13 protein-coding genes are annotated in these 13,872 nt (G+C 57.1%); 6 read left to right on the top strand and 7 right to left on the bottom strand.

The genetic code is table 11. The features are described 5' to 3' along the window. Window positions 1-5: 5 nt before the first annotated feature. The gene (locus tag C1J04_RS02215) at window positions 6-929 is read right to left on the bottom strand and encodes a glycosyltransferase family 2 protein (RefSeq protein WP_009825775.1); all 924 of its coding nucleotides are present in this window, start codon (window positions 927-929) and stop codon (window positions 6-8) included. 91 nt (window positions 930-1,020) lie between these two features. Here C1J04_RS02215 and C1J04_RS02210 point away from each other — a divergent pair, with 91 nt between their 5' ends. Genes C1J04_RS02210 through C1J04_RS02195 form a run of 4 tightly spaced genes read left to right on the top strand, consistent with a single transcriptional unit; the run spans window position 1,021 to window position 4,738 of the window. Further along, window positions 1,021-2,352 carry a capsule biosynthesis protein gene (locus C1J04_RS02210; protein WP_037954047.1) on the top strand — a complete coding sequence of 444 codons (1,332 nt, stop codon included), beginning with the start codon at window positions 1,021-1,023 and terminating at the stop codon, window positions 2,350-2,352. Between the two features lie 8 nt (window positions 2,353-2,360). After that, the gene (locus C1J04_RS02205) at window positions 2,361-3,017 is read left to right on the top strand and encodes an ABC transporter ATP-binding protein (RefSeq protein WP_009825772.1); all 657 of its coding nucleotides are present in this window, start codon (window positions 2,361-2,363) and stop codon (window positions 3,015-3,017) included. Window positions 3,018-3,041: 24 nt separating this feature from the next. Beyond that, on the top strand, window positions 3,042-3,944 hold the full coding sequence (locus C1J04_RS02200; protein ID WP_009825771.1) for a sulfotransferase: 903 nt from the start codon (window positions 3,042-3,044) through the stop codon (window positions 3,942-3,944). Between the two features lie 29 nt (window positions 3,945-3,973). Then, window positions 3,974-4,738: an ABC transporter permease gene (locus tag C1J04_RS02195; protein WP_009825770.1), complete on the top strand. Its 765-nt coding sequence runs from the start codon at window positions 3,974-3,976 to the stop codon at window positions 4,736-4,738. Window positions 4,739-4,763: 25 nt separating this feature from the next. Here C1J04_RS02195 and C1J04_RS02190 read toward each other — a convergent pair whose 3' ends face one another. Both C1J04_RS02190 and C1J04_RS02185 read right to left on the bottom strand, forming a co-directional pair. Continuing rightward, complete coding sequence (locus tag C1J04_RS02190) at window positions 4,764-7,253, bottom strand: calcium-binding protein (protein WP_009825769.1); 2,490 nt, start codon at window positions 7,251-7,253, stop codon at window positions 4,764-4,766. 113 nt (window positions 7,254-7,366) lie between these two features. Next, the gene (locus tag C1J04_RS02185; RefSeq protein WP_009825768.1) at window positions 7,367-8,758 is read right to left on the bottom strand and encodes a DUF2793 domain-containing protein; all 1,392 of its coding nucleotides are present in this window, start codon (window positions 8,756-8,758) and stop codon (window positions 7,367-7,369) included. Between the two features lie 119 nt (window positions 8,759-8,877). Between C1J04_RS02185 and C1J04_RS02180 the strand changes: the two genes are divergently transcribed. Continuing rightward, a complete protein-coding gene (locus C1J04_RS02180; RefSeq protein WP_254655137.1) occupies window positions 8,878-9,525 on the top strand; it encodes a CoA transferase in 648 nt (215 codons plus the stop codon). Window positions 9,526-9,674: 149 nt separating this feature from the next. Then, on the top strand, window positions 9,675-10,193 hold the full coding sequence (gene idi / locus C1J04_RS02175; protein ID WP_009825766.1) for an isopentenyl-diphosphate delta-isomerase: 519 nt from the start codon (window positions 9,675-9,677) through the stop codon (window positions 10,191-10,193). Here idi and C1J04_RS02170 read toward each other — a convergent pair. From C1J04_RS02170 to C1J04_RS02155, 4 genes are read right to left on the bottom strand one after another with little or no spacing between them, the layout of a single operon-like run. Continuing rightward, window positions 10,190-11,593 (bottom strand): hypothetical protein, encoded by a 1,404-nt coding sequence (locus tag C1J04_RS02170; RefSeq protein WP_254655136.1) that lies wholly within the window; start codon window positions 11,591-11,593, stop codon window positions 10,190-10,192. The two genes, idi and C1J04_RS02170, sit on opposite strands and share 4 nt — an antisense overlap. Before the next feature lie 26 nt (window positions 11,594-11,619). Further along, window positions 11,620-12,393: a methyltransferase domain-containing protein gene (locus C1J04_RS02165; protein WP_009825764.1), complete on the bottom strand. Its 774-nt coding sequence runs from the start codon at window positions 12,391-12,393 to the stop codon at window positions 11,620-11,622. Continuing rightward, window positions 12,390-12,746, bottom strand: coding sequence for a GtrA family protein (locus C1J04_RS02160; protein ID WP_254655135.1), 357 nt, complete (start codon window positions 12,744-12,746; stop codon window positions 12,390-12,392). The genes C1J04_RS02165 and C1J04_RS02160 overlap by 4 nt, the downstream gene beginning before the upstream one ends. Window positions 12,747-12,793: 47 nt before the next feature. Beyond that, entirely contained in the window at window positions 12,794-13,744 is a 951-nt protein-coding gene (locus C1J04_RS02155) for a glycosyltransferase family 2 protein (protein WP_009825762.1), read from the bottom strand. Window positions 13,745-13,872 lie beyond the last annotated feature (128 nt).

Here is a 13,872-nt window from a genome sequence, read left to right as displayed (position 1 = left end):
CCGGTTCAGAACCGTTTGAGCTGCGCAAGCGCGCGCAGGGCTAGATCCCCCGCCTGTGTTTGCCGATAGATCCCGAGCGAAGTCAGTGCCGCGCGCTCCTTAGTGTGACTTTGGGAACGCCAATCGAGAAACCTCAATAATTGCTCGCGAGCGGTCGCCGTTAGAACAGGAGCAATTCGGTACATCGCGGCCGCATTTGCATCGATCCAATTCACCAACGTACCATCCGCCATGTATCGAGCCCTGCGCCGTAAATGACGAACAGGCGCGCCCACAAGATTTGCACCGTGTTGCCTGTATAATACCCCAGGTTTCTGATCATGAAGAATACTAAACCCGGCGCCCGTGATCGCTTGATACATCCACCAATCATGAAAGGGAGTTTCCGCAACGTCCGTAGTACTTAAAATGCTACGCAGATAGTTGGTGACGATAGGCGGAATCACAATCGTATTTCCGCGCATAACATTCTGTACGATTGCATTTCCAAACCGATAAGGGCGATTCAACGCCGGGGACGTTCCCAAACGCTCCCCCGTTTCGTTCACATAGTAACTTCTACTACTGTAAACACATCTACCACCCAGCCGCCCGACAAGCGCGACAGCACGGGATAGTTTGTGAGGCAGCCAGACATCATCCTGATCGGAAAACGCCACCCACTTCCCATCTAACTCTTGGTTTTTCAACAACTTATAATAATTGGCGGCAACGCCCCTCTGAGGCCCTTTGAGCAAGTGAATATCATGGTGCGGTGTTTCCGCTTTGAAAGTTTCAAGCGCCTCACAGGTGCCATCGGTCGAGCCGTCATCGCTTGCCCAAAGGCTCCAATCCTGATGCGATTGCCCGCGGATTGAGGCCAACTGATCTGCCAAAAACATGCCACCGTTCTTCGTCCCCATTAAAATGTGAACATGCGGTTCCGCCATCCTAAAATCCTTCGTAGTTTAATCGACTTTCTCTGAACTACTTCGCGCGAATTAATAAACTGTGAGGACTGTTGGATTATGCACTGAGATCATGACCCATAATCCTGCCCAATCAACAACCACGCACCATACGCACGCGGCGCGCAAACAACAAAAACTGCGCGAGCGTGAGGAAGCTTTGCGACGCATCGAAAAAAAACGGCATGATAGGGCGCTTGCCGTTGCGGCGCGGGAAAAGAAACGAGAAACCGCCTCTCAAGCGACCATTCTGACACTGCCAGTCACGTCGATCGTCCCGCCTGTGCCACAAGCGCGCCTTCACCTACGTCATCGGCTTTCTTTTGTCAGCTTTATCATCATCGTTCTCGGAACCAGCCTGTTCGTGTCATGGTACCTTTGGGAGCGCGCTGCAGATCGCTATACCTCTATCGCTGGATTTGCTGTCCATAGCGAGGATATGAGCTCGCCGGTCGAACTCTTGGGTGGGGTCGCAAATCTCTCGGGGTCCGGTGCCGCGGACGAAGAAGTTCTGTATCAATTCATTCAAAGTCAGCACTTAGTGGAGAAAATCGATAAGTCTCTGAATTTGCGAAAAATATGGTCGCCCCCCGCAACAAACTCTGATCCGGTTTTCGGCTACCACGCCCCTGGTACGATCGAGGATCTGACCAAATACTGGGGTCGCATGGTCAATGTGTATAGCGATAGTAGCACCGGTCTGATCGAGGTTAAGGTGCAAGCATTTGCTCCCGAAGACGCGCGGGCCATTGTCCAAGAAATCTATGCTGAAAGCGCAAAACTGATACATGAACTTTCCGCGATAGCGCACGAGGATGCTACCCAACATGCTGAAGAGAACTTGGCGCGCGCAGCGCAGCGCCTCAAGAAAACGCGGCTTACGCTAGCCGAATTCCGCATAAGGAACCAATTGGTGAGCCCCGATACACCGCTTCAAATTCAGACCGGGTTATTGGCATCTTTAGAAGCAGAAATGACGGAAACGTTGATTAGCATCGACATGCTTCAACAAACCAGCACGCCAACCGATCCGCGCTTGAAGCAAGCGCAACGAAGGCGCGACATAATAGCAGCGCGTATCTCGCAGGAGCATCAGAAATCGAATGCCATGCAGGGTGCAATGCACTCCATTGGTTTCGCGGATCTTTTTGGGCAGTTTGAAAGCCTAAAGGTCGATTTGGAATTTGCTGAACAGTCTTATACCGCCAGCCAAGCCGCCTTTGATACAGCGGTTGCAGAGGGGCGAAAAAGATCAAAATACTTGGCGGCGCATATCCCTCCGACACTTGCAGAGACGTCGATTTATCCAAATCGCCCTTTTCTTCTAGGCTTCACATTCGCATCTAGCTTCGCCCTGTGGGCGCTCATTATGCTGGTTTGGCACTCCTTACGTGATCGGCACTAGGATCGCCGATGATTGTCTTTCGAAATTTGACCAAAACCTATCATGTGCGGGGTCGACGGAGGACTGTCGCTTCAAATATTAACGTTATTTTTCCAACTGGTATTTCTGTCGGGCTGCTAGGGCGGAACGGCGCTGGAAAATCTACGCTGCTCAAGATCATTGCGGGGGCAACTGACCCTACATCGGGCGAGGTCATCTCTGATGGCAGTGTATCTTTCCCAGTTGGCTTTGCTGGGTCGTTCCACCCCGACATGACGGGGGCACAAAACACGCGCTTCGTGGCACGGATTTATGGTGCAGACACGTCTGCGCTGGTCGATTACGTCGCCGATTTTTCCGAGCTTGGGGTTCATTTTCATCTTCCATTCCGAACATACTCCGCCGGTATGAAGTCGCGCCTGGCTTTCGGCGTTTCCATGGGGCTGCAGTTTGACACCTATCTGATTGACGAAATCACCGCTGTCGGAGATGCTCGGTTCAAACAGAAAAGTCGTTCCATTTTTATGGACCGCCTGTCCCGATCCGGTGCAATATTTGTAAGCCACTCCAATGGCATGCTACGAGAACTATGCACGGCAGGCGCTGTTTTAGAGGCCGGAAACCTAGAATACTTTGCCGACATTAACGATGCGATAGCACATCACGAATACAACATGGGGAAATGATCAGCTCATCCCAAGGCGTACCGTATGGCTCTATCTATTCTGCCGGAAAACACCAAGCTTGCCTATTGCATCGGGGCTCAGAAAGCCGGCACGACTTGGCTTTATGAAACCTTGCGCACCAGCAGTCAGATTCATTTTTCGCGCAATAAGGAACTTCATTATTTCAATGTGATCGCGGGTAAGTCTGACCAGGTTTTTGACCTACGTATGAACACGGTGAAAACCTTGGCAAAGGAATTGGTGTCAGAACGCGGCCCCAAGAATCGGCGCAATCTTAGGGTCCTCAGCGAATTGGCTGACCTTTTGTCCATCTACACGGATGCGCCTGAACATCACGAGGCCTATCTTTCCTATCTTACTCAGGGGTTTAGCGGTCAGCCTGTGATCTGCGACATCACCCCGGCTTATGCGATACTGGGTGCAAAGGACTTCTCTGAAATGGGGAGCCTTGGCGAAAGTTGTTTCATCTTTATTTTGAGGGATCCGATTGATCGTATGTGGTCTCAAATCAGAATGGCCGTTAGCGCGGATGCCGCCCATGTAGCCGACTTTCAAACGGCTTGCGAGGCGCGCGCGCAGCATTTGATCGACAGTAAACGGCTGCCTAAGCTAGAGCGGGCGAACTATCGACGCACGATGAGCGAGCTGGAAGCGGTGATCCCCCTACATCGAATTAAGTATGTATTTTACGAAGACCTTTTTCACGCTCATACCATGCGCGATATCTGCACGTTCTTAGGTATTTCGCCGATTTCACCCAAAGCTGACCTTCGCAGTAATTCTGGTCGCCACGCCATGTTGCCAGAGCACCTAAAACACAGTTTTAGAGAGGCCTTTGCCCTACAGTATGACTTCATTTTAAATCGTTTTGGCGCAGCGACGCCCGCACGATGGCAGGTCAACAGCGCGCAGAGGGTACCAGGATGATAGGTCGGGTCGCACGCCGACGAAGAACAATGGTCTTTGCGACGCCGCGCATTATCGTCGCGCTGATACTTCGCGAAATCGGGACCAGCTATGGCCGGTCCCCGGGTGGGTATATTTGGGCATTGGCTGAACCCGTTCTCGGGATCGCGCTGTTGACCGCAATATTCTCGATCGGGTTTCGTATGCCCCCGCTCGGAAACAATTTTCCAATCTTTTACGCTACAGGTTTGCTGCCCTTTTTGATGTTCGTCGATCTCAGCAACAAGGTCGCGCAGGCGATCAACTATTCGAAACAGCTACTAGCCTACCCGCGCGTGACTTTCGTCGACGCCATCTTGGGGCGGTTCATCCTCAATTTTCTCACTCAGCTTCTTGTAGGCTTTATCGTACTGAGTGGGATCATTTTTCTGTTTGATACGCGGGCCGCAATAAATGCATCAGACATCGTGTCAGCGCTGACTATGATTGCCGCGCTTTCACTGGGCGTGGGGGTATTCAACTGTTTTATGATGTCAATGTTTCAGGTCTGGCAACGTGTCTACGGGATTTGCACGCGGCCGCTTTTGCTACTGTCCGGCGTCATCTTTTTATATGAAACGATACCCGAACCCTACCGCGGCTATCTTTGGTTCAATCCACTGATCCACGTGGTCGGCCGCGTCAGGTCCGGGTTTTATCATAATTACGACGTACCCTACGTCTCCTCAGCCTATGTCTACGCCGTTGCCGCAATACTGGGCCTTTTTGGCCTTGTGTTATTAAGGCGCTATCACCGTGACATTCTGGAACGGTAACGATCCCAGCGTGGCAGTTTAAACTTTAAAAGCTTTCGAAGTCGCCGTTTAGGATAGATAGATTTTCGACGCCCAACAGGTCCAGCGTTTTGCCGCTGCCAAAATCCAGCACGATATGCCCCTCGGCCCCTTTGTGTGCGAACGACTGAAGCTGGCTCATCGATAAACTTCCCCCACCCCAAAGGGCAGAATCCAGCGAAAGAGTGTCAATTTCGTTTTGAAAGCTCAGGATTGTGTCTTGGCCTGCACCATAGATAAACCGATCTGCCCCGATCCCACCGGACAGCACGTCGTTTCCCGCGCCGCCATCAAGCGTATCGTGACCGGCATTGCCTTTGATCAAATCATCGCCGTCGCCGCCGATCAGCTGGTCGGCACCATTGTCGCCCGACAGCGTATCATTCCCGGACCCGCCGTTAACCGTATCGTTGTTGATCCCCCCGGCAAGACGGTCATTCCCGCTGTCCCCCTGCAGAAAATCTGCGCCCGCATTTCCGAAAAGCTGATCATTCCCGCTGCCGCCAAGCAGTTGATCCGCACCGGCGCTACCCTCCAAACGGTCTTTGCCGGCACCGCCCCACAGGCTATCGGCATTTAGCCCGCCGATCAGATGGTCATCGTCCCTATCCCCATAAAGTCTATCCGCACCGTTATTGCCTGTTAACGTGTCGTTCCCGTCGCCACCCCCAAGCGCGTCATACCCGTCGCCGCCCCACAGGGCGTCGTCCCCATCACTACCGCGCAAAGTGTCCCAGCCGATACCGCCCCAGATCTGATCCCCCTCGGTACCACCCTCGATCAGATCGCTCCCGCCGTTGCCATAGATCGTATCGGCCCCAGCTTCGCCAAGAATCGTATCATTGCCGCCTGCGCCGATCAGCCTGTCGCCATCCGCGCGCCCGCTGATATGATCATCGGCCGCATCCCCTTCCAGCACATCCGACTGCGGCGTGCCAACCAGAACCAACGGGGTCGGTGCGGTGGGAAGGGATGGCGTATCGGGTTCCTCTGGCAGGGTCCAATCCGGCATGAAACGCGACTGCCCAATCAGATCGAGCGCTTGAACATCGTCCTCGCTAAGGGACTGTCCGTTCGATGTTTTTATCTCTAACCGCTCCTCACCAAAAGACAGAACCGCACCGTCTTTGGTCGAAGATATGGTCAACTGAGACCCATGTCTCAGGAACGGCCAGGCCGACAGATCAATGCTGTCCTGTGCGCTGTCGAAATCGGCAATCGTATCGGCCTCCCCATCTGCGGAAAGCACAAAAAGATCGCGGCCGGAGCCGCCGGTCAACAGATCACGGCCGCCGCCATCTCGCAAAATATCATCCCCTGCGCGCCCGGAGATATGGTCCGCGCCATCCCCGCCGGTTAGCAAATCGCCCCCCGTGCCGCCTGTCAGCGTGTCAGCTTGATCACCCCCTGTTGCCGCCGAAACCCGGTCAGAAATATCCACTGTAAAAATGCTCAGCCCCGCTTCGGCACCTGAGGCGACGGCGAGGTGCAGTAAATCTCCTTGTACCGAAAAGTTAAGCGCCGACACCGCGTCGAGCGTGCTTCCGTCCGTGTCTTCGATCGACACCAGATGCATCAACCGGCCATCGTCCATCAATTCGAAGACCGAAACGCCATCATCTCCGCCCGCCGCCGCCACATAGGCGCGGCCGTGTTGTGTTGCGGTCTCGATCACATGCACCCCGTCAAAGCGCGTGTCCCGCGTGTCGAGGACGTGATCCGTTAAGGTTAATCCACCATTTGCCTCCAGCATCGCGACGCTCAAACTCGCGCTTCCCGCCGCGGCCAGTATCGCAAATCCATGCCCCCCAACCTCTACAAAGGCTGTGGCGCTTGGCCTGCCGATCCCCACGCCATCCTCCGCCGCGATACGAGAGACTTCTCGCGGGATACCATTCCCATCCAATTTGAACGAAATAAATGCGTCGTCCCGCGCCGAGGACGCCAGCAGATACGGCGTGCTTCCGACATACCCGACGCTCAGGCCGGTCAGACCTGCCTCTGACGCGACGCCACTGTCGCCCGATATGCGCGTCAGCGCCCCATCGTCGCCCATGCGCCACGACCCGATGCTATCCGCCCCCCGCACCAGCCCGTATAGATGGCTCTGCCCGCCTAAATCCAGCGTCTCGACGGCCAGTAACTGGGCAGGCACGGCACCACCGGTTACGGCAGAAACGTCACCAAAGCGCCCATCATCTGTTAACGCAATGCGGGTGAGCGCGGCGTTATCCGCCCCCGTGAGCAATAGCGCACCGTCTACAACCTCCAGCCTGTTGGTGACTCCGGCCCGCGTGTCCCCGGCGATGGCCCGACTGTCCAGAAACCGAAGCCCCCCTTCCGCATCAATGCGATAGGCCAGCAAGTCTCCGCCACCATAGCGCGAGGTCGTGTATAGAACCGCCCCGCCAGAGGATTGGGCAACCGCCATATCCGTCACCCCGGTCAGCGCCATATCCTTCCGCGGCGACAATGTGGTTTTATGCTCAAGCTCCATCGGTTTATTCCCCTACATGTTCCGGGGATAAAGATGAGCCGAATTCCTTAACGGCAGCTTCAGCTTTTAAGGCGGCAATGTGGCCCTTTCATACAATTTTCGGTTTTCGCAGATCAGAGGTATAGGCCACCGCTATGCGTCGTGCCCGCGATATCACCCGGCAGCACGGTCCCGCCACTTTGCACCACAGCGTTGCTGCTCACGTCAAAACGTTTGCCCGTGGCTGTGCCGGTGAAACCATGCCCGCTGAAATCCGCCTGCCCGGCCATCTCGCAGCTCACAAACGCAGTGGCAAAGTCGGGCGTATTCGCCAGCGTCACCGTCTGCATCCCCCGCGCCAGAACAGCCCCCTGCGACAGACGCAGATGATACGCGGCATCGCCGTCGATAACGTACGAACCCGCCCCCTCGACGCGCCCGCCGACAATATCCAGATGTCCCCCCGCCGCGCCAAAGATGACCTCATCAACCTCTAACACCGCTTCCGGCAACACCCGGATCGCCGGGTCGGCACCGGAGGTTTCTATCCTCATACCCCGCAACCTCAGACGCCCCGAAACCAGCTCGATCACCGACCCTGTCGCTGTCATCGTGACCGCGTCGGGGTCGCCAGCATTCCCGACAAGCTCAACCAGACCTCCCCCCAATGCAGCGCTTACCGCGACTGGCATAGGGCCCAGATCATAGCTGCCATCCGCCAATTGAACCGTGACCGCGTGGCCTGCGCTGTCCAAACGGACGACTTCCTCCATCGCACGGCCTAGCGACGCAAAGGCAGCCGCCCCCGTGCCCCGCCCACTTTGCCCGTCGCCACCCTGAAGGGGGTCCACATAGTAAATGCGGGGGGCAGTCAGCCGCTCTCGCCAACCCGAGACTGGGGCGGTCACACGCCCGCTCGCCGCTTCAATGCGCAAAGCTTCCGCCCAATTCGCGCCGTCTGCGCTGACCTTGATGGCGAAATCGTCGCTCCCCGAGGTCCCCATCTCGGCCCGCCCCCCAAAGGCGGTCTGAAACAGCAGACTGGCCGTGTCCCCTTCGGATGCCTTGTTGATCTTCACCTGATGCCCCGCCCCGGCATTGTTGAACAGCACCGCATCCGACGCCACAACCAACCGGTTATACGCATCCGGCGTCGCCCCGACACCGAGCCGAGGCACATCTTGCAACCCCGGCACCGCCCAGCGCGCGCCGTCGTAAACCACTTGGGTTTGGCCGGGGGCCACAGATGCCACCCAGCCCGGCATCGGCGTGATAAACTGCCACGCCCCGTCCACGAACACTGCCACTTCTTGGTCATGCCCCGCCCAATCCCCCACAGCGTTTGAGGCCACCAGATACCGATCCCCCTCGGCTGCGGTCGCGGGCGGCGTAGTTTCGGTGAAAGACAGGACCGACAGTTGCACAATCGCATCCAAAAGCCGCAGCGCCTCGTTATGGGTCACATGCTTTTGCGCTTGCGACGGTTGAATATACGGAAGGGCGAGAACGGGGGATGTATCGGTCATATGGTGGCTCCTGTTCGGTAGATGTTGATCAGGGCCCACCCTGCAGCAGACAGGTTAACGCGAGCCTGCACCATCGCACGCCCCCCGCCAATATGGTCGGCGATTTCGGGGGCGGTGCCATGATGCTTGCATTTGGCATGGTCTCTGCCCTTTTGGACGTACAGCGCGGTGGTAAAGGTACTGTGATCGACGCTGCAATGACCGATGGATCGGCCCTGTTGATGTCGATGATCTATGCGTTTCACGGTCAAGGCTGGTGGCAGGATGACCGGGGTGTGAACATGCTTGATACAGGGGCGCATTTCTATGATGTCTATAAGACAGCGGATGAAAAATTCGTCTCTATTGGCGTGATAGAGCCGCAATTCTACGCTCAACTACTGCACCTCTGCGGTCTGTCAGACGATCCCGACATGCAGATCCAGAACGACCAACGCCAATGGGACGCCATGCGCGACAAGCTTGCCCGCTTGATTGAAACCAAGACCCGCGCCGAATGGGACGAGATCATGATCGGCCACGATGCCTGCTATACCTCCGTTCTGTCACTGGCAGAGGCACCTTCCCACCCTCACAACACCGCACGCGATACATTCGTCACCGCAGGGAACATGCTACAGCCTGCGCCAGCGCCGCGATATTCGACCCATAAAACCACGCCGCCACGGATGCCTGACGGTCAAACCGATACCCGCACTATCCTCGCCAATCTTGGCTATGACACAGATCGCATCGCCACCAACCTTAACGCAGGCGGTATTGCGTAACGGCTCTTATCCGACATTTCGCAACCAGCGGCTGACAATCCAGAACCGACCCGCTACAAGACCGCCTAGCGCAGAGGGGCCAGCGGGCCGCAAGGAGCGGGGCAGCCGGATATGACATCGCCAAAACGCCACCCGAACGGGGCAGCCACATGACCACGATGATCCCCGCCTGGGTCAACGGCAAGCTTACCCCCGTCGAAAAGCTTGAGGTCCACCAGCGCGGTCTTCGCCACAAGGCTATCTCGGTTTTCGTCATGCGCGGATGCGAAACCCTGATCCAGCGACGGGCGCTTGGCAAATATCACACCCCCGGTCTCTGGGCGAACGCCTGCTGTACCCATCCGTTCTGGGAGGAACCCGCACTCACCTGCGCCAAACGGCGACTGGACGAAGAGCTGGGGATAAGCGGCCTAAGGCTCGACCACCGCGACCAGGTCGAATACCGCGCCGATGTGGGCGGCGGCCTGACCGAACACGAGCTGGTAGAGATTTACGTCGCCGAAGCCGTCGCGCTCACCGATGTGACCCCGAACCCCGCCGAAGTGATGGACACCGCCTGGGTTGACCTCTCCGACCTCGCCCGCCAGACCCAAACCACGCCAGAGCGTTTTACCCCCTGGCTGCGTATCTATCTGGCCGAACACATGGACAGCATCTTTACCGCTTAATCCTCAGTCTCGTCCGATGGTTCTGGCGTAAACAGCATGAACAGCGCATTCCCTTCGCGCAGCAAATGCACCTCGGCATCGCCGGCAGTCATATCCGGCCGGGACGGGCAGGTATCAGGCACCTCGTCACAGGCCACCGCCGTCTTTCCGGTCAACTGTTTCAGCCGGAACGGCAGCGCTTTGTAAGATTGTATGCCGGCCTTTAGCCCAGCGGCAATTTTCGATGAGTCGCCATAGACATAGACCGGCCCCTCCGTCGTCCGCACCTCCTGCGCCCAGAGTTTGGTATCGCTACGCCAATCATTGGACTGCCCATAGGCCAGAAACAGCTGGATAAACCACACACCGATGATCAACAGCAATAGATTGCGCCCTAAACGGCCGTATAGACCCTCATCCTCGCTCAATATCTGAACCGCACGCACCACAGTGAGCGCAAAGAAAACCCAAAAGAAGATAAACGCGCGCGGCGGAACGATCACCCCCAGTTTCAGCGCCTGAACCACTGTCAGCGCCAGCCCGATCGCCATACCAGCCGCAAGATACAAAGCCTCTAGCGGCGCGCGCTTGCGCAGCACATTCAGGGCAAGGATATAGACAAACGGAATAAGCCCGATAAGCGGCGGATACCCGATGCCGGTCCGGTTGAGGAACAGCGTAAATGTTTCCCCCAGCTTCGGCAGGTTGGCGATCATCCCGCCAATCCCGTGCCCCGCGGTCGGATCACGCCAATCGGCCACAGGCACGCCAAACACACCGTGAACCTGCCAGTTCAACGTATAGACCGTTAGCACCGCGACAACGAAGCTTGCGCAAAACAGCCCCATCAGCCCCGCCAGATCGCGGATTGACCGGTCCCGCGTACGCGCAATGCAAATCGCCAACAGCAGCAGCGGATAGGTCGTATAGGCCATAAAGCTGACGATCACGAAAATCGGCAACAGCCAGCGCAACTGCGGGCTGGACAGGTAACAGGCCAGCACCGCAAACAGCGCCACAACAGCCAACCCGGGGATGAGCGTATTGAACCAGAGCGAGATCAGCATCTCGGACGGGCAGACCACCAGCAGCAGGCCCAGCACGACAGTAAACCAGCGCTGCGAACCGGGGCCCATCGCCGCTACGGCAAACGCTGCGACAAACGCCGCCCATAGGCTCTGATACAGGGCAAAGTTCAGCCAGGCGGGCGTTACCACCTCGCGCAGGTGCCAGATATAGTTCAGCCACCGCCCCTCGTGCAGGGTCTTGTTCCAAAAGGCGGGCGCATCCGCGAAAAGGGCGGGATAGTCATCATGGCGGATCATCGGATCCAGCAGATTTTGCCCCGTCAGCAAAAACGCCGCCACCAGTGTGATCAGGAAGACCGGTGCCAGCTGCAGCCGTTCAGATTCGGCCCGCATCACCAACTGCCGCCCGGCCGCCGCTGTCATACAGCCGCGCGACCCAGGGTTTTGGCACGGCGCGCCCGCAGGGCAAGCACCATCGCCCGCGCTTGCGCAATGGCCGTGACAACGCCGCGTGGCAGGGTCTTGACCACGGCCAAACGCAACCGCCAGCCAAGGCTACCCGCGTTGCGCAGCTTTTGGCCCGCAGGCACTTGGGTCGCGAGGATCTCTTTCGGCAAACCCGCGCGCCCGGCCTCATTCACATAAAGGATCGCGTTGTAACGATACCAGGGCGCGATATCCTTGTTGTCCTTCAATGCAGGGCGCACGCAATCATAGGCGACATAGCCTTTGGCCGCGAAAATATCCTGCCAGAAGGACAAGGGCTGTTCGTTCACGTGAAACTCGCCCCCCTGCCCGGTGACCGCAGCGGAAAACAACACACGATCAGACGCCCGCGTCAGACTATCGACCAGAACCTCCGAGGCTTCGGTGGGCAGATGCTCTCCGACCTCAAGGCTCTGCGCCAGATCAAAGCGGCGGCCCGTCTTTACCGGCTGTGTCAGATCGGCGGCCATGAACTGCTTCGGCGCGACTGCCAGTTGCGCCCGGTCTACATAATCCCCGTCTACGGCCAGCACGTCCTCCGCGCCACCTTTGCGCCATTCATCCATCCAAACACCGCGCCCACTGCCCAGATCGATCACCGTCGTGGGCTTAAGCAAAGGAAACAGCAATGACACAAACGGTTTTGCCGACGCGCGCGCACTTTGGTTGATGTAGTCGAAAAATGTATCACTGTAGATATGGCTCATGACATGTACTCCGTCTTGGGGTGCGGCAAGGCGAACACCCATAGGGTCATCAAAATATAGTTCTGCACCGGCAGATACAGCGCAACGGCCAGCGCCGCCGCCCAGGCCGGCATCCCCAAGGCCACGGCCAGAGCGCCCGTGACAAGCATCGACATGCCAAAGCCGCAGCCGACCATAATGGCGAATTTTGTGATCTGGCTGCGATTGATCAGCCGCCGTTCAAAGGTGAACAGGGCATGACCGATGTATTGCAGCACGATCGCCAGAAAAAACGCCAGCGCATTGGCTGCCGGTTGTGGCACCCCCGCCGCCAGAAACGCCGGATACATCGCCACGTAGGATAATGCCGTCATAATGCCGACAACCCCAAAGCGGGCGCACTTATAGTCAAAAACACGCATCAGGCACGCAACCGCTTCACATCTGGGACCATATCGCGCGTATCATCGCTCACGAAATAGAGCGGGCGATCCTTGGCCTCGACATAAAGGCGACCGATATATTCTCCCAAAATACCCAGCGTCAAAAGCTGCGCCCCCGAGAAGAAGCTAACCGCGAGCACCACCGACGCCCAACCGGGGGCCGTCTGATACACGACCAGCGAATAGATCACATAAGCGGCCATCAACGCCGCCATGAACAAGCTGACAAAAGACAGGCGCGTCGCAAGTTTCAACGGCTTCGTCGAAAAGGCGGTCATCGCGTCGATGGCAAAGCGCATCATGGCGCGGAAGGGGTATTTGGTTTCGCCCAAGGCGCGTGGGGCGCGGATATATTCAATACCCACCTGTTTAAAGCCTGCCCAAGCGAACATCCCCCGAATAAAACGGGCCTTTTCCGGCATCGCCAGCACCGCATCCAGCGAGCGGCGGTTCACCAAACGGAAATCGCCCGTGTCCTGCGGGATCGGGACATCGGACATGGCATTGAGGAAGCGGTAGAACAGATGCGCCGTGGCCTTCTTGAACATGGTCTCGCCCTGGCGCTCGCTACGACGGCCGTAAACCACGTCAAACCCGCGATCCATCATGAACATCATATCGACCAGCAATTCCGGCGGATCTTGCAAATCGGCATCCAGCATAAAAATGCGTTCGCCCTGTGCCGCCTCAAGCCCGGCGGTCAGCGCGATTTGATGCCCGCGATTGGCCGAAAGCTTGATACCCACCAGTTGCGCACAGCCCGCTTGCGCGGTCTCGATCGCTTTCCACGTGGCATCGGTGGATCCATCATCCACCAGAATAATCTCGGCCCGATCTTTCCACGGCGCGATCGCCTGCGTCAGCCGCGATACCAGCCCCGGGATCGAGGCTTCTTCGTTCATGCAAGGGATCACAACAGAAAGATACATATCACACCGCCTGAATAATTGACCCGTTCAGGGGTAATGAGGCGATGTGGCTGAAATAGGGCACCGATGGGTTCAATTTGCGAAACCTCCGCCCGTTAGACAGACCCTTTGAAACGTAAAAGGCCGGA

Source organism: Sulfitobacter sp. SK025, from assembly GCF_003352105.1.
GTDB lineage: Bacteria > Pseudomonadota > Alphaproteobacteria > Rhodobacterales > Rhodobacteraceae > Sulfitobacter > Sulfitobacter pontiacus.
This window is presented reverse-complemented; position numbering and strand designations above follow the sequence as displayed.

What these genes read in the sequence shown, in the direction of transcription:
- C1J04_RS02165 (WP_009825764.1), bottom strand. Translation starts at nt 12,393, where the DNA reads ATGAGCCATATCTACAGTGATACATTTTTCGACTACATCAACCAAAGT.
- C1J04_RS02190 (WP_009825769.1), bottom strand. Translation starts at nt 7,253, where the DNA reads ATGGAGCTTGAGCATAAAACCACATTGTCGCCGCGGAAGGATATGGCG.
- C1J04_RS02170 (WP_254655136.1), bottom strand. Translation starts at nt 11,593, where the DNA reads ATGCGGGCCGAATCTGAACGGCTGCAGCTGGCACCGGTCTTCCTGATC.
- C1J04_RS02160 (WP_254655135.1), bottom strand. Translation starts at nt 12,746, where the DNA reads ATGACGGCATTATCCTACGTGGCGATGTATCCGGCGTTTCTGGCGGCG.
- C1J04_RS02185 (WP_009825768.1), bottom strand. Translation starts at nt 8,758, where the DNA reads ATGACCGATACATCCCCCGTTCTCGCCCTTCCGTATATTCAACCGTCG.
- idi (WP_009825766.1), top strand. Translation starts at nt 9,675, where the DNA reads ATGACCACGATGATCCCCGCCTGGGTCAACGGCAAGCTTACCCCCGTC.
- C1J04_RS02180 (WP_254655137.1), top strand. Translation starts at nt 8,878, where the DNA reads ATGATGCTTGCATTTGGCATGGTCTCTGCCCTTTTGGACGTACAGCGC.
- C1J04_RS02155 (WP_009825762.1), bottom strand. Translation starts at nt 13,744, where the DNA reads ATGTATCTTTCTGTTGTGATCCCTTGCATGAACGAAGAAGCCTCGATC.
- C1J04_RS02195 (WP_009825770.1), top strand. Translation starts at nt 3,974, where the DNA reads ATGGTCTTTGCGACGCCGCGCATTATCGTCGCGCTGATACTTCGCGAA.
- C1J04_RS02200 (WP_009825771.1), top strand. Translation starts at nt 3,042, where the DNA reads ATGGCTCTATCTATTCTGCCGGAAAACACCAAGCTTGCCTATTGCATC.
- C1J04_RS02205 (WP_009825772.1), top strand. Translation starts at nt 2,361, where the DNA reads ATGATTGTCTTTCGAAATTTGACCAAAACCTATCATGTGCGGGGTCGA.
- C1J04_RS02210 (WP_037954047.1), top strand. Translation starts at nt 1,021, where the DNA reads ATGACCCATAATCCTGCCCAATCAACAACCACGCACCATACGCACGCG.
- C1J04_RS02215 (WP_009825775.1), bottom strand. Translation starts at nt 929, where the DNA reads ATGGCGGAACCGCATGTTCACATTTTAATGGGGACGAAGAACGGTGGC.